Annotated in this window: 9 protein-coding genes and 4 pseudogenes; 5 read left to right on the top strand and 8 right to left on the bottom strand. The window is 58.0% G+C overall.

Annotation, left to right across the window (positions count from 1 at the left end; all coding sequences use genetic code 11):
* Positions 1 to 36: 36 nt before the first annotated feature.
* Positions 37 to 357: pseudogene (locus M1L36_RS12520) on the top strand (tryptophan synthase subunit beta); the annotation flags it as partial.
* 61 nt (positions 358 to 418) lie between these two features.
* Here the strand turns inward: M1L36_RS12520 and M1L36_RS12515 are convergent.
* The 6 genes and pseudogenes from M1L36_RS12515 to M1L36_RS12495 all read right to left on the bottom strand — a co-directional run bounded on the left by M1L36_RS12515 (position 419) and on the right by M1L36_RS12495 (position 5859).
* Positions 419 to 985, bottom strand: a complete 567-nt coding sequence (locus tag M1L36_RS12515; protein ID WP_250874087.1) for a GNAT family N-acetyltransferase — start codon at positions 983 to 985, stop codon at positions 419 to 421.
* A gap of 288 nt (positions 986 to 1273) precedes the next feature.
* A pseudogene (locus M1L36_RS12510) lies at positions 1274 to 1507 on the bottom strand (hypothetical protein); the annotation flags it as partial.
* Between the two features lie 205 nt (positions 1508 to 1712).
* Positions 1713 to 1802, bottom strand: a pseudogene (locus M1L36_RS21745) (phage NrS-1 polymerase family protein); the annotation flags it as partial.
* Positions 1803 to 2850: 1048 nt separating this feature from the next.
* Positions 2851 to 3786 (bottom strand): DUF955 domain-containing protein, encoded by a 936-nt coding sequence (locus M1L36_RS12505; RefSeq protein ID WP_369694238.1) that lies wholly within the window; start codon positions 3784 to 3786, stop codon positions 2851 to 2853.
* Positions 3787 to 3951: 165 nt separating this feature from the next.
* On the bottom strand, positions 3952 to 4524 hold the full coding sequence (locus tag M1L36_RS12500) for a DUF8170 family protein (protein WP_465262090.1): 573 nt from the start codon (positions 4522 to 4524) through the stop codon (positions 3952 to 3954).
* Positions 4525 to 4539: 15 nt separating this feature from the next.
* A complete protein-coding gene (locus M1L36_RS12495; RefSeq protein ID WP_250874148.1) occupies positions 4540 to 5859 on the bottom strand; it encodes an RNA-guided endonuclease InsQ/TnpB family protein in 1320 nt (439 codons plus the stop codon).
* Positions 5860 to 6224: 365 nt separating this feature from the next.
* Here M1L36_RS12495 and M1L36_RS12490 point away from each other — a divergent pair, with 365 nt between their 5' ends.
* The 3 genes and pseudogenes from M1L36_RS12490 to M1L36_RS12480 all read left to right on the top strand — a co-directional run bounded on the left by M1L36_RS12490 (position 6225) and on the right by M1L36_RS12480 (position 9147).
* Complete coding sequence (locus tag M1L36_RS12490; protein ID WP_250874084.1) at positions 6225 to 6917, top strand: nucleotidyltransferase domain-containing protein; 693 nt, start codon at positions 6225 to 6227, stop codon at positions 6915 to 6917.
* A pseudogene (locus tag M1L36_RS12485) lies at positions 6910 to 7411 on the top strand (DUF8154 family protein). Before M1L36_RS12490 ends, M1L36_RS12485 begins: the two are co-directional and overlap by 8 nt.
* A 590-nt stretch (positions 7412 to 8001) precedes the next feature.
* Positions 8002 to 9147 carry a Fic family protein gene (locus M1L36_RS12480; RefSeq protein ID WP_250874082.1) on the top strand — a complete coding sequence of 382 codons (1146 nt, stop codon included), beginning with the start codon at positions 8002 to 8004 and terminating at the stop codon, positions 9145 to 9147.
* Between the two features lie 236 nt (positions 9148 to 9383).
* Here the strand turns inward: M1L36_RS12480 and M1L36_RS12475 are convergent, their stop codons facing one another.
* The gene (locus M1L36_RS12475) at positions 9384 to 10226 is read right to left on the bottom strand and encodes a DNA-binding protein (RefSeq protein WP_250874081.1); all 843 of its coding nucleotides are present in this window, start codon (positions 10224 to 10226) and stop codon (positions 9384 to 9386) included.
* 471 nt (positions 10227 to 10697) lie between these two features.
* On the bottom strand, positions 10698 to 10892 hold the full coding sequence (locus M1L36_RS21790; protein WP_465262089.1) for a toxin-antitoxin system TumE family protein: 195 nt from the start codon (positions 10890 to 10892) through the stop codon (positions 10698 to 10700).
* A gap of 179 nt (positions 10893 to 11071) precedes the next feature.
* On the opposite strand from M1L36_RS21790, the gene M1L36_RS12470 reads away from it, so the two are divergent.
* Entirely contained in the window at positions 11072 to 14539 is a 3468-nt protein-coding gene (locus tag M1L36_RS12470; RefSeq protein WP_250874080.1) for an ATP-binding protein, read from the top strand.
* The last annotated feature ends 1832 nt before the right edge of the window (positions 14540 to 16371 follow it).

Below are 16371 nucleotides of genomic sequence, written 5' to 3'. Positions count from 1 at the left end.
GACCTTCGATATCGACCCCGCTGCGTCCCACCGTCCAAAACACGCGTCATCGACGACGATACGGAGAACCACTCCATCTCGGCAGGACTCGATTATCCCGGTGTTGGCCCAGAGCACGCAGCCCTGCAGGAGATGGGCCGAGCAGAGTATCACGCTATCACTGACGACGAGGCCCTGGCCGCGTTCCGTGAGTTGAGCGAGACAGAAGGAATCATCCCAGCGCTTGAGCCGGCTCGCGCCATCGCACTCGCTATCAAACTCGCCGAGGAAGACCGCCACGACACGCTGTTGGTCAACCTCTGTGGGCGCGGGGACAGGGACATGCAAACAGCAGCCGAACAGTTCGACTTGGGCTGACCCACTCGTCGATGGGCCAGAGCGACTCATCGTAGCTCGTTTCAATAGGGCTAATTCCTACTTACGTGTCCAAGCGCTTCTCGAAGTGGACCAGTTCGTAGCCTGCCTCTGTCGATGAGCCGACCATCTCGTAGCCTGCCGAAGGATAGAACTCGACCGCCGCAGGTTGCGTCCGGGCAGTCGTCGCGAGCAGGACGTCGAATCCGTGCTCATGGGCAGCGTCCTCAAGCGCTTCTAACAGCACTCGGCCATAGCCCCGACGTTGGTGGGTTGGTGCAACGCGCATTCGATGGAGCTCTGCGGCATCATCCACGGTTCGCTCATCGTCGTGGCCGGCCGCATTCGGTACGATTCCGCCCATCGCAACGAGCGTCCCGTCGAAGGTCGCAGGCGGTAAGCGGTCATCCACCACAGAATTGTCTGGCGTCACGTCAGCCGGCAGTCCTTCGAGCACGCCGACAAGGAACGCTCCGCCTGCATCAATGTACGATTCGCTAATATCGTCGAGATCCTCCGTCCCGGGGATATCATCAGGGTTGGTGTCCGTGTGGCGCATCGCCCACTCGTGAAGTACCCACACTGCCTCACGGTCGCGGTCATCGAACAGCCGCACTCCCAACTCAGTCATTGGTATCGAAACCAACTGCGTTCTCCGTAGGTGTACGGATTCGATGACTGTGAGTAGGACCGCCTCGGTGGAGCGTTGGCACTACCCTCTGTTCTCGTCGTCTCGAGGCTCTCGTCCACACTCTCCAGGATTGTGAATGGCCTCGCGATGGCGTGCCTCTCGACGACACTCGATACATCGGTAGTACACACCCCCAGTGGGTACGCCGTCTGGGCCGTACTCGGTGTGGGGGCCAGTGATGAGCGGGGTCGGTTCGAGCGTGCCATCCATCGCTCCGGGAGTGCGCTGGGGAAGTTGACCATCCGGTCCTGAGACACGGCCGGCCACGATCTCCATCTCGACACGCCGAAGGTGCTTACACCCTCCCTCAGGCTTGCGTTCTTGCCAATCGGGACAGGTACATGCGGGAATAGAGACGTCGACATCGTAGCGACGTCCTGAGGCGACCCGCACCTCGTACACGCCCCCAGTTCGTTTGAGTGCGATAGTCATCGGTTCGGTTCGCGCACGACGTGTCCGTGGTGACTCGACGACCCAATCTCCGAGTGTTGTGATGTTCTTCGACATGTTGTGCGAGTTCCCCCGCACCCCTCAGGGGGCGATAAAAAGCCATGCGGGCGTTCCTCAGTCGATTAGCAGGCGAGTGCCAACTGGATATCCGAATGGTGAACAACGGCCTAGCGACTTGCAAAGGAAGTGCCGCCAGACACCAGACCTCCCACGTTCCACGGTACAAACTCGAGTCGCGGAACAGGCGGTTGGCCTGTGTGGCGGCTTCGTCCGTCCAGAATGCCAGCATCGAACTCAGTGCCATATCGGCTTCCGAATGGCAGTCATCCCCTGGGGTCGATGGAAATCTTCATCAGAGAGCCATTACGGGTCTTGCTTCGCCAGCAAATCCACTGATTGTACTCACGGAGCGATTCAGGAAGCATGTCTGAGGTGGGGAGCGGTGTTGTCATGTCTCGCCAAGGGACACACTCGTTCAGCGAAGCTGGTGAGTACACTGTCCAGTTGGAGATTGTCGACGACCTCGGTATCACAGATAGCATCACGGCTACCATCGAGGTTGAAAAGGCGGACGTGTCGACGACGTCCGTTGTAAAGCCCGAGTACTGCACCAACATCCACACAGAACTACTCACTCGGTACGGGGGGTGTGACTCGCAGAAAATATCACTACAAAATCACCCGAGAAGAAGGTGGTCACTCACTCGGTACACGGTGTGTCCCTATTGTGCCCTCACCATAGCGGCCGCACTCAGTGTCGAGTTCAATTTGAATTCGCTGTGGGTGGTCTTACCGATATCGAAATATGGACCCCTAAATCGAAATGAAATCGTATTTTTCACCACTGCATCAGCTATGGCAGCCGCGGACCCGTATTTCGGAATGATATCTCCCTGTAGTTCAACAGATCGCTGTCGCACTTGAGAAGAGCCTATCAGTCGAACACAGGTGCTTCCGAGTACAATCGAAGCGAAGTCGCTTCGAGATAGTATACTGTGGACGTGTTGTCAGATCCACTCCTGTCCCCAGACTGCGTCGCGTTCTGGTGTGTGAACGAGACGCGACGCGTCTCGTCAACACCCTGAAGGGCGGGATTCTCTCCTCGCAGGAAGATAGAAGTGCTCACTCGGTACAGGGTGTGTCCCTGTTGTGCTCTCCATCATAGCGGTCACGCTCAGTGTGACTTTGCCCTGATGTACGTTGACGTCGAATTCAGTCAGCAACCCATTCATGACGGTGAGTCGGGGGAAGCGAGCTTACGTCTCTGAAGACTCCCTACCTGACGTCGTACCTGACCGATCACCCACTATCGAGCGGAAGGCACCAGGGAACACGGCTGAAAGACCGACCCTGCTTCAGGCCACTGCGGCCATTCGCTCCTCGACGCTGGTAATCACCTGCTCTGAGGCGGTCGCGATGCGAGCCAACCGCTCGGTGAGCACGTCCGTATCGTCACCTTCCCAGCGGGCGATGTACAGCGCCGCATTGTCCACGTCAAGCCCGAAGTGTCGCCCAACGACGTACGCCACACTCTCGGCTTCGACCTCGCGTTTCGCTCGCTCTTCGGGAGACACCGAGCGGTCCATGTGCAGGAGGGCATGGGCGTACTCGTGAATGAGCGTACTCGCCATATCCGCAAAATTCGTCGACCGTCGCACTAACACGAGTGGTGAGTTCGAACCCCTGTATTGGCACACACCTTTGGCAGCGCCCAACGGCCACTCCTGTTCGTCGATCACTCGAACCTCGATTCCAAGCAACCGAGCACACTCCAGCAGACGCGCGACCAAGGGTTTGCCATCGCCGTAGACGGTCGTCTCCAGCGATGGAAGCGGTTCACCCTCCGTTTGGGATGCATCGAACACGGGGACGGGTTTGAACCCGACCACGCCACGGGACCACTCCTCAGTGGGCGTCCTGTCCACGCAGTCGCTCGCCTCGTGGTACTGCCGCCCTTCGTGGCAGGTCGGACAGCGCTCGGTAATGATGGGCGCCCAGATCCAAATCGCAGATTCGCCCGTCTGGACCTGCCGGTCGAACTCGGTCTGCCACGCTCTGTACCCGGCCACCTTCGTCGCGGTGGGGCATTGCTGTTTGATGAGCAGCGTGTTCCGGAAGGAGTACTCGTGGAACCGACTGTGGACGTCCAACCACGCCTGGAACTCCTCGCTCGCTCTGGCCTCATCGGTCAACGTCGAAAGGTCGTTCATCCACGATTCGATGGTTTCGGCCATCGCATCCGGTCGGTCACTGGTCTCGCGCTCGCTGACTGGGTGTGTCGTACTGGACATGAGAACGCAGAACGCTACTTCGAGCGCCCCGCACCCGTCAGGGGGCAATAAAATACGGGGGACCCAATACCAGAGCGCCAGTCAGCTACCCACGACTGAAGTCGTGGGCTTGCTCCTTGAACTTCTGTAACACGAATCACCGACCCCTGCTTCTCCGCGACCGACTCACGGGACGTGCTGGAGCACCGCCCGTAGTTGGTCCGTGGTCGTCCACGAGAAACAGCGGTCGAGTTCCTCGAAGTGGACGAAGCCGTCGGTCAACACCCCGCTGTACGATGGGTCGCGAACGCCCAGTTCGTCGGCGAGGTGCTGCTCGAGGTCGTCCACCGAGAGGTCAATGTCGTTCGCGGCCGCGCGGTCGGCGAGGTCGGCCAGTGCCGCGTTGAGGTCAGCAGCATGATACGCGAGTTCGACGGCACGGGCCCGAACGGCTGCTGGCGAGGCGACCGCTGCCTCCCCGTCGTACTGCTCGGTATGTGCCCGGGGGAACAGATGCGTCTTCTCCAACACGAGCGGGATGTCAGCCCGACCGAACTCCGCGAGGGCTCCGCCAGTGTTGTGTTCGAAGATGAGTGGAATCGCATCAGCATACAGGACGTGAACGTAGAACTTCACCTTGAGGGCGGGGATGGACGCCGAGACGTCGAGGGTGGGCTGGGTCGCGAGCAAGAACGCATACGAGTCATACCGTTGACATCCTCCTCCGCCTGAAGGCGGAGGAATCCCACGGCACCGCACCGCTGGATTGGGATATTAGGGTTTGCAGTCTACCACTTGTTCCTGCGGTTGGAATCCGCTGGACAAGTCATGAAGGTAGACTCCGGGCTGTGCCAACCAGCCGGTACTCCTATCCCCACCCAAACTGGGTGCAGACTCGGAGTTACTTTGATTGATGTCGAGACGGATGTTCTCCGCCCCATTCACGTCAGCGTTGAACGCCGCATCACATGTCTCACAAACGTAGAGACCACGTTCGACACGCTGACGGTCGTCTGCTCTACCACACCCGCTACACGTCTTGCTCGTGTCGCGCTCTGAGACCTCTACGACTTCTATTCCTTTGACCTTCGCTTTGTACGTGAGTATCGACGTAAACCGGTCGAACGCCCACCCGTGCAGGTCGAGGTTGCCGTGCTTACCCCAGTTCTTCGACTCGCCGTTCTCGTCTTCGCGGACACCAGCGAGTTTCCCAACGTTGATGCGGCCAACTTCCTGCTCGACACACCGTTCTACGATGTGCTTCGCAAAGGAGTGGAAGAAGTGGGTGCGGCGCTCCGACCACTTCGCGTGGAGACGAGTGGCCCGTTCGCCCCCCGAATCGTCGCACTTTGCGATTTCCTTTGGGAAGTAGTACCCGTCCTGTTTCAGGCGATTGCCGGGATACAGGTCCGCTTCCTCCGTACTGTATGTGACCGCCGCGAAGTTACAGATGCCGAGGTCGATACCCGCTGTTTCGTTTCCGGGTGCGGTGGGCGTCTCGATTTCGTCTTTGCAGACGAGGTGCAGTTCCCAGCGTCCGTTCGCCTTGTCGTAGACGGCGCGAACCTGTTGCAAGTTCTCAACCGTGACACCGGGGCGTGTCTCGTATTCGACAAGGATGTATTCCCACGCCTTCGGGTGTCCCTTGTGGTTCGCGCCCTTCGACAGCCGAACGCGATTGTTTTTCGAGTCGTGTTTGATGCCGTTTTGCTTCCACGTCACCGTTGACCGAGGGTGTTCTTCGTGGACGCGATGGCCCTGTTGGTCGTAGTAGTTTTTCTTGCGGTAGCCGGGCGGATTCGCTCGATTGTCAGAATTCCTCTTACCGTACCACGAGTTGAAGGCTTCAGCGAGTTCCTCCAGAACGCGCTGACTGGACTGACTGTGCAGTCCCTTGTACTTGTTGTGAGTCTTCAACTCGTCTTTGAGGTTGCCGTGGTCAGGAATCTCGCCCGTTTCGTCCCAGACTTCGCGAGAGTGGTAGTTGGCGACGTTCCAGAGTTTGCTGGCATCCCACCCGTGCCGGTCGAGGGGTTCCTCTACCTGACCGTGGTTGAGGATTTTCGCTCGGTAGGTGCGATGGACTTCCAGCATTCTGAACGTCTGTATAACCACTTATACTCGAATTTCTTGTAAAGATTCGGTTTGAAGATGGTGGAATATCCTGCCCTGCCATCGACAGTGGGTTGTGGAGGAGTTGTCGGATTCATCCCGCGCCTAAAGGCGCGGGTATTCTCCTTGCTCTTTATAAGCATCTTGCCCAAGAGAGCGATGTCGCCTTCGAGCGCCTTCACCCCAGAGAGTACTAGCGACAGAGGTTGTGGCTGCCGTGGCGTCGCCACGGGAGCGGTGGGTGGGGAGGAGGGGTCGTGGGCACTGGGAGTCACCTCCTTCACTACATAGGTGGCAATCGGTTTCAGGTATAAAATTTAAGTACCTACCTGAATCATTGGTTTACAATGAAAACTGGCACGAACAGTAGATTGAATAACACAACACAGATAGCCCTCGATGTACCATCACGAGACAGCCGATTATTCAAAAGCAAGGCTACGGACGATGTCCTCCTCTTTTTGACCCGGAACAACACCGGATCATTTTCGATAACGGAACTCGCCGAGGCAGTTGATTACAGTCGTCCGACAGTCACGAAGACGGTCGATGTCCTCGCTGAGAACGACATTGTCGTTGAACAACGAGACGGGACACGTCGCCTCGTACAGATTAACCGCGACCGGTTGACGATTCCAGACGACCCGTACCTCGAGATTCCTCAGTCGGAGTTCCATAGCCCCGTACAGACAGCAACGGAAGCATTAGTCGAGAAACTTGATGACGTCCTTGCTGTCGTCCTGTATGGGAGTGTAGCCCGAGGTGAGGCCGATCGGCGCAGTGACATCGACCTGTGGGTGCTAGTGCGCGAGGACCGGATGAGCAATCAACGCCGGGCGAACGAACTCCGGCAATCACTCGAAGAGGACACGTTCGACGGCAACCGGTATCTCTTCGAAATCGATGTAGAAGGTCTACAAGCCGTCCCAAAGTACGTAACCGACCTGCAAGACATTCTCCGCACTGGCATCGCTGTCCACCAAACAGACGCGTTCGATACCGTACGCAAGATGGTACTCCACGGGGACGCAGATGAGTGACCTAACAGTAGTGAGGGATGCACTCGATGCGGCCGTCGATGCCTTCAACGAGGAGGGATATGGCATTCCGACACGCGAGCCAGGAATCGACACGGATACCGGGTGGAAGACACAACTCACAAAGGGGTGTCAGCTGCTCGCCGCTGTCGAGGAGATTGAGGGAATCGGCTACTACACGGCTACTGTGGAACTATCCTTTGGCTGTATCGAGCGGTCGTTGGAAGCGTTCGCCATCGAGGAAGGGAATGATACGTTGCGAGACTTCCAAACAGATTCACACGACCGTTGTTACGACCGGGCAGCCGGGACTCTTTACACGAGAACTGGCACGCGAGCTCAAAGGCCTGTATGGCGACAATCGGACGGACAGCTACTACGGTGGTCGGCGGCCAACGAAGCGGCAGGCTGAAACGATGCGTCAGTTGTCGCGAGGAATCCACCGGCACGTCACCAACCAAATCCGCGAAGGCGGTGTATGCAACTGCGACCTGTGAGCGAACAGGTGGCGTACTGACCGAACCCTCACGGAGTACTGACCGAACCCCCGCGGAGAACACCGCAGATTGGCGAGTCTGGCCAATCCTCACTCGGGGGGCGCTGACAGAGGTAGTGGCTGCCGTGGCGTCGCCACGGGAGCGGTGGGGGGAGAGGTGGGGTCGTGGGCACTGGGAGTCACAGCAGAACGAAAAATCGCGCAGGGAGCTTATCTCGGCGTCTGAGAGCTTCCGGGGAACACCACCGCTGACCAGCCCGTCAATGCGACCGAGACGCGATCACCGTAGTAGTTCCACGCGACGTTCCGCAACCTGACCACATCACCTTCTGCCAGCCAGGGTTGATTCGACCGCGCCCAACTGGTGAACTTGACCGTCCCAAAGGCATCTTCCAACAGACCGACCTGCGCAATCGAGGGGTATGAGGGCGTCCACAACATCGTCACACAGCCCTCGATATCCACCTCACTGCGTCCCACCGTCCCGATTCAACATTCCGCGCATTTTGAAACGGAGCTGGTAAAACAGACCCTGTCTGTAAGGTGGCTATAAAAACGACTTTACACACGGGTGGTGTAGGGAGGGCAACGATGAGAAAGGGGAGTTTACCAGAGACAGCGCCGGGCCACTATGTCCCGTATCATCCAAACCCGTATTACGCTCCCAACGAGCTCCCGGTAAAGCCTCCTCTTGCCATCCCTGACGATATTCGCGACCTCGTCGCCGATGCAGCCTACCAAATCGGCAGAGTGGATGGTATTAGTTCGACAGTCGACTTCTCTGCCTCACTCTACGCGTCACTCATCCGTGTCGAGGCTGTCGAATCTGCCCGAATCGAGGGTGCTGAAGTCGACTACCAGGATGTCGAAGCATACCGGACACAGCACTCACAGGATGGCGCTACACCGCCTGCAAAGAAAGACCTCCAAGAAGCGATCAACTACGAAGATGCGCTCATGGCGGGACTCAATGCGGTGACGGAAGGCGAACCTATTACGCTTGAGCTCATGACGGAGCTTCACGCGACACTGTTAGAGGGGGTTCGCAACGACGGAGACATCATCGGCGCGTTCAGAGACCACATGGTTCACCTCGATAGCCCACGAGGGGGGCAACGGCCGTTCGTTCCACCGACACCCGACAGTATCGAGCGACTCATGAAGTCCCTTGAGGCGTACATTCAATCGGGAGGAGCGTATCACCCACTCATCGATGCTGCCATTATCCACTATTTTTTCGAGACAGTCCACCCGTTCTCCGATGGAAATGGCCGTCTCGGTCGGCTGCTGATTATTCTGTATCTCGTACAGCAGGGGTATCTGGAGAGCCCGTACATCTACCCGAGTGCCTACTTCAACAAGAACAAATACGAATACGTCAGTCGGATGCGAGCTGTCAGCGAAGAAGGGGCCTGGACAGAGTGGTTTCGGTTTTTCATCGAAGGGCTCCGGAGTCAAGCTGAAGCTTCCTACGACCGAACGTGGGACCTCCGCGAACTCGAACGAGAGTACCACAAGGAGTACACAGGAACGACAGCAACCGCCCGGTTCGCCCGGTCGATTCTCCAGAAGCCGTATTTCACACCGACGGGCCTTGCAGCGTTCCTTGATGTCTCCCGACCGACTGCGTATCGAGTCATCGAAGATCTCGAAGCAGACGAAATCATCGAGGAAGTCACTGGTAAGAAGCAAGGCAAGCAGTACAGGGCAGTCGATGTATTCGATATATTACAGTAAGCGGCGCCCGTACGAATACGATGTGGAGGCGATTTCGCTCACATTCTCGGAAAATGGTGCGACACAAACGTAGACACCCTCCCGCCCTGAAGGGCGAGGATCCTCGACCGCGTTGGAGTGACCTCCTCCCCGCCGTAAGGTAGTGGCTGCCGTGGCGGAGCCACGGGAGCGATAGGAGGGGAGGTGGGGATATGGGCACTGGGAGTCTCGAATGGAAAACAAACCGCGTAGCGAGCTTATCTCGGCGTCTGAGACGAACCCAAGGACACCACCGTTGACCAGCCAGTCAGTGCCACTGAGACGCGCTCCCCGTAGTAGTTCCACGCGACGTTCCGCAGCCGGACCACATCACCTTCTGCCAGCCAGGGTTGGTTCGACCGCGCCCAACTGGTGAACTTGACCGTCCCTGTCGCATCCTCCAACAGACCGACCTGCGCAATCGAGGGGTGTGAGGGCGTCCACAGCTTCGAGATACGACCCTCGATGTCGACCTCACTGCGTCCCACCGTCCCGATCTCATCGATTGGCACAACCGCTCCGGGTGTCGCTTTTACCTCATCCAGCGTCTCGAGCACCGCCGTCTGGACATCCGCTCCTGCGTTCATCCGTTCTGCAATCCGCACTTCGATACCTGAGGGAGCCATCCCGCCACGCACCCGACTCGCAATCCGCGCCGCTTGCGTCTCGACCGCTCTACGCGTCTCCGTATCCAGATCATCCATCGGGTTGATCCGCTCGACCGTCTCTTGGCCACACTGCCTCACGGACATTCCACGACACACCGCTTCACGCTTCGACGTTTGTGACCGATCTTCTCTGGTCCGCGTTCTCTCCACCTCCAACTCGCGTGCCTCCCACCGTTCTTCGGCTTCGAGGGTCATCCCGAAGGGCCGCTCACACTCGCCGTTCTCGACCGCCGCCATCGCCTCGATCACGTCCGAATCGATGGTCGCCTGCATCTCCATCGCCACCGTTGCCCGGAGTTCCACCCGCTCGTCGACTTCCCACTTGACCGTGGGGTCGACAACGTGTTCGTATGCTTCGCTACCTTCTTTGTGACTGCTAATCTTGCTACTCATGGTCTTCGTTGACCGAAGGCGTTCACGCGCCGACAACCGCGACTCTAATCGCGGTTTTCTCACAGACCGACTCTCCGTCAGTCACAACTCCATCTGCGCTCGCTCGCGCCTTCGAGCGCCCTTCGGGCGCGAGCGAGCGCTTTCTTCGACGAATCCATCCAGCCCCGCGCGCTGGGCCAGACGACACGAGCGGCCAGCACACAAGCCGGTGGCGCGTTCGAGTGATAGCGAGAACCGACAGTGCGCTTGGTGCTGGCGTCCCGGGAGGGGGCGAGCGAGTGAGCACCGCGAGTGCAACGAGCGCTGCGGTCGGCTGGCAGAGAAGCGAGCGGGACGAGCCGAGAGCGACTATCGAGCAGCCACCAAACGAAGTGGGTTGAACCGCTTGGGGGTCACCCTCGGAGGCACTCGCCTCGAATCTCTGTAGCAATGGTCACAAGGTAGCCCAGAGTTCGACACCAGAGCCACTCCTCACCCGTTCGGGCTATTTCGTCGTTCGACAATCCATTCGAGCACGGTGAACAGCACTGCGAGGTGATGAGATTCGTCCACAGGCGAGGGCTCAACCGGACCATGTGCATCTGGTGGAGGATGGAAATGCGCGGCTGGCGCCTCTGGCTTTGGGTGTCGATCACAGCCCACACACAGACAACCACGACAACACATATACTAGATTCTGATAGAAACACCTCATCCACCACTCACAACCCATCCTGAAGACGCGACTGGATATCGCCCCAGACCCATCTGCTCGATTGCCTTTCGAGCGCTACTGACCACCCTATTGACGCAAATAGCGGCAAGACAGGGGGAGTTATTACAGCCGATTACTCCGAGCCGAACAGATGGCCTCAGACGATAGCCAAACTTCCGACAGATTTGCAGAGTGGAGCGAGCGATCTGCCATCGAGATCACGCCAACGACCGATTCGTTAGACCCGATTCAGATTGCTCGGCATCTCAAGCGATGTCATTCGTATCTCAAAGAGGAGGTTCTGGAGTGGCAGTTCATCATCGATGAGGGGGTGTGCACCTACCGTATCTGTGCCAGCCCTGACCTTCTCGATGACATTCAGCCGATTCTCCGAGAGGCGCTTGTGGGGTATGCACTCAGACGAGTCGAGTCGATGGAGCCATTGCCAATCGATGACGCGTCACTGCGTGGCGTCGAGTTCAAGGGCGATGGCAGACGCAAGAACGACTGGCAGACTGGGCTTCGGCCACTCGTCACCGATGACGTCCCTGCGTCCGACACGAAGCCAGCGTTCACCTCACTCGTCAGCTCACTTGCGGAGGTCGAGGCGACCGTCGTCTATCAGGCACTCATCACGGCGAAAGACGACTGGAGACAGCTCGCCAATAACCGCGACGACCTGCTGAAGAACAACCTCGACACCAGAGCAATGCGATTTTGGGACTTCATGACCCCAACGGACCCCGAAAAGGAGATCGAGACGTTTGCAGAACATGAAGACCGCAGAGAGCGCATCGATTCGATGAGCACCGATAGCTCGTTTACGATTGCCACTCGAGCGATTGCGTGGGGACCCGAGAGCGACCGTGCGCTCGGCAAACTCGATTCAGCACTCACCACGTCAGATGGGAAATTCTACAAGATAATGGATGTACGCAGCGATCAGCCAGAAGACCTTGCTGAGCGGATGGCAGCGCGCACGATGCCGACCCTCACGATAGGGAGGCGATTGCTCGTCTGGCTTCTCGCTATCGCTGTTCGCCCGACACTGGTTGCAGATGAGCGGTCGCTTGCCCATCTGTGTGTCATCGATGGCGACCAACTCACGGCGAACGGAAAGCGCGCAATTGCAGCAACGCCTCCGGAGCGAACGGGCCTGACACAGCCACCCGAGAACATTCTCGAACAGTACGATGCGGGATTCCCACTTGGGACCGCACTGTCGAGTGATGGCGAGCCAACCCAGCAGATCGCATTACCCCCGTCGATGCAACCACGGCATATCCTGATCATTGGGAAGTCTGGCTCCGGGAAGTCGATTTTCGGGCTGACTGGGACGCTCAACAATGAGCCACGAGAAGAAAGCGAGACCGATGAGGAGCCACCTCGCCAACTCGGGGCGTCGATCATCATTGACGGGAAGGGAGATGGATTGCCCAAAGAGTACCTGCAGGCTCATTTCGCGAAACACGGGAATCTCGATGACGTCTATTACTTCGAGTGTGCAGAGACACTCCCTGCGCTCTCGTTTTTCGATGTTCGAGCAGACCTCGCGTCGAACACGCCGCGAAACCAAGCCGTCGAGGACATCGTCGACCACTACATCGAAATTCTCGAAATCGTGATGGGCACCGATCGATTCCACCAGGCGGTGAAGTCGCCGTCGGCCATCCGCTATCTCGTCAAGGCACTGTTCGACCCGATCCATGGGAGCGATGCGTTCTCACACGATGACTTACAGCAGGCAGCGGTAGAGATGAAAGCGACAGAGGATGCACCTCCGGTGAGCGATGAGGTTCTCGAACGGATGCTGGGGAGTATCACCTCCGATACGACCCAGACAATCGAGATGGTGCTCGGTGGGGCAGAGACCCGTATCAACAAGATTCCCGAAGATAGCCGGCTCAACAAGCTCTTCACGCACGTTCCAGAAGAGGATGATGCCCACTTCGAGTTCAGCGATATCCTCGATGATGAGAAGGCCACCGTCATCTTCGACACCAGTGGCTTCCGGTCGTCGTCACAAACTGCCCTCACGCTCGTCTTGCTCTCGAAGCTCTGGACGGCGCTCAGACGCCGGGCGACGCGGATGGGAGAGAACCCAACCGTCAACCTCCATATCGAAGAGGCAGCTAACGTTGCAGCCACACGCCTCATGACCGACCTACTCAGTCAGGGCCGTGGCTTCGACCTTTCTGTGGGGCTCTCGATGCAGTTTCCCAAGCAGTTGCAAGCAGCCAGTCCCCGGGCGTACGATGAGGTTCTCAACAACATCTCGACGATCATCGCGGGGAACGTCGCGGTCGATGCTGAACTCGCCACCCGATTCGCGACCTCGGGGATGTCCGCTACGGACGCAGGAAACCGACTTCGAGCGCTCAAAAGTGGTGAATGGCTCGCCAGGCTCCCCAGTGAGTACGGCGTTCCGGAGCCACAGCCATTCACACTTCAGTCGGACCCACTTCCCGATGGCCATCCCAAGAGCGACAGGCCACTGACGCCAGCGATGCAGGCGAGATTCGATTCCGCATTCGAGTTGCTCCGCGAGGATACCCTCGATGAACACGGTGTCGACGTCGCGAACACTGTCATCCCATCCACAGCCCCCGACACCGAGCCAACGCCACCAGACCACACGCACGTGTTGGGATACACAAAGCGCTTCCCGAAGGGCATCGAGTTCGACGCTGCCGCAGAGGTACTCGTCTGCTCACATTGTGAGACTCGCTATGAGACATCACTCGATGGCCTACTCATCGCAGTCGGGTGTTGTTATGGCCTTGATCGCCTCAACCGCGAGGACGTCCCGCTGTGTTCGCTGTCGACCAAGCTCTCACCAGATGAACGGGCGGCCACGGGCTATACCGACCAGCAGTTGTTCTTCCTTCAGGCGGTCTATGACGCCCATCAACAGCGCGTCGACAGTGACTGGGAGTACGACCTCATCTGGGATTCGATGGTCAGACTCCAGGAGTACACTGGCGCTGAGTCACACCACGTCCAGGAACTCATCGACGACGACCTCTTATCGGAAGACACGAAGTATCCCCACACACTGTACACCGTCACTGCGGCCGGCCGTAGCCTGCTGAACGAGGCACACAAATCCGGACTTGCATTCGGTGATGGGGAAGGCGACCTTGGTGAGTCGAGTTTCCACGTCGCGATGGTCATTCTCGGGTTGATGTTGCTCCGGCGTTACTACGTCGAAAACCCCGAGTCAGAGGCAACACAGGTCAAGCCATACTACGACATCGGCGGGGGCTCACGACTCGATGCAGTGGCGTTGAACGACGATGGAGAGGTCGTGGTCACGTTCGAGGCCGAGCGGCTCAATCACGATATCGCCGAAGCCGTTCTGAGCGACTACGATAAGATGGCAGAGTTCGACCCGGAGGACGCAATCTGGCTGGTCGAAAGCCGCAATGCTGCTCACAAGCTCCTCCAGACGCTCAATGACCCGAACGAAGGGCCACAGCGTGTCGAGCAAACCTACAGTGAGACGACGGCCCCCCGAGACTTCACAATCGACACGCCCGGACTGAGCAAGGTGTACACGTTCCACGATGCGCGGGACATGCTCAGCGAGGACGCCGAGGATTCCGAGGACACGCAATAGCCAACGACCCACGACTGACGTCGTGGACGTCTTCACGACGTTCCAGTGCAGTGCTGTGATTCGAGGAAAGCGAGGGTGACCCTGACTTCTTCCACGACTGAAGTCGCGGGGGCCCCTCACTGAGTTAGGCCCACGGAATCTTGGGAGTTCTCAGGTTCAACGATGACCTGAGTTTCGGGCCGAGTAACCAATCGACCCGACCGCGTTCGACTGGCCGGCCCACGAGTCAACTTCTCCTGAACTCAGCGGTGCTCACAGAGATTTGAGGCGGACGCCTACGACGTTAGTCGTGGGTAGCTAATCCCACCGGGGAGTGTCTTCGTCGGAGTAGCCCACAGTCAAGCCCCTGTGTGAGCGCGATACATTACCCTATGAGTTCAGTCGTGGGAGGAAGTCAGGCCGCGTTATCACACCCAACGAAAGCCCTCCACAGTCGAACTCACCCCGCTGTGAGCAAGGCAGGTGACCTGCCACCCAGACAGGACACAGCTACACTTGAGCTGACTACTCGAAGTCACGATCGAGCCGACTGCTCGGAGCGCTAATCAAGCCGAAAAAGGCCCTCGAAAACAAGCCCCCGAGCCATCACCGTCGATTCGATAGAAGTGGACATTTGGCCACGTTTCACCAGCGTGGTGAACACCCACCACTGTCGACACACTGGCGAGAGTCAGTCACCATCCTATCAGCCTGCCAGCGTGACCCCATCGCACTCACCAGCACGATTACTCACACCCACCCCACAGGTCAACCCAGTGTCCGGATCCATCGCGTGAGAATTGCGACACAACCGGGCCCACCAACCACCCGAATCTCCACACATGGCCCCAATCCCCGGTAGAGTACGTTACTCACCTGTGTGTGGGCATTCACCGCCATTAGGGCATCCACTCGAGGGCCCTCATCGACAGCCCACCCAGCACAGTTCCGAAGAGCCAGCCGAAAACGGGCGATACAGCCCCCAACAACAATGCCTGCAACTCCGCTTACGACCCCATCTCACAGGTGAAAACCGATAGACGGCGTCCATGTGTGGAACGCTGAAACCCCCCTCAAACAGCCAATGCACATCGAGCAGCACCACTCGCCACCATCATCGATTTCCCCATCAACACATAATAGGGACGCTCAAACACCGATATTCGACGAAGACGTATCGAGATTCAAACCGGCGATTCCCACCGATACACACATGCAAAATCGCACGAGGGCGTCCATGTGTGGAACAATCGCCCACTCAGGAGACACGAATTACAGAGTCACTCCAGCGCATCTCACCACAGTCACCACTCGCATTCAGCCGCTAGATGGTCCGTATCCCTCACAAACCGACGATTTCCGATTCGCGCCCGAGTACTCGAACACACGGGGGACAGGACACCGCTCACACCCCAAACGCACCGCAATTTCCACAAACCGCAGTAGCGAGGCATCTACCGGCCATTTAACCCATGTGTGGAAATTCGTTCGCCCACAGCAACACGAACCTGTGCCTGCCTGTTCGGTCCTCTCAATGAGCGGACGTGAGTGCCATCTCTTGAACAGCATTCTACAATGTGACTTCGAGGAGGAGCGTTCAGAGAACGTGGTGATTGTTGGCTCTGTGTGGTAAGGTTGGATGGAGCGATGAGCGTGCTCGCCACCGATAGAAAGTTTCTGTCTGTCCACTTTCGTGGATGCAGATTAGCTACCGTATTTGCACTGTCCATTGTCACGTACAGCCGTTCACCGAGACATATACGACGTCAGTCAGAGGAGTAGGCCATCAAACAGGTGCGTCACCACGGACCAGCGTGACATGCAAGTCGCCTCGATTGTCGCTATCGGTAGAC

Origin of the sequence: Halomarina rubra (assembly GCF_023699475.1) — an archaeon.
Classification (GTDB): domain Archaea; phylum Halobacteriota; class Halobacteria; order Halobacteriales; family Haloarculaceae; genus Halomarina; species Halomarina rubra.
This window is presented reverse-complemented; position numbering and strand designations above follow the sequence as displayed.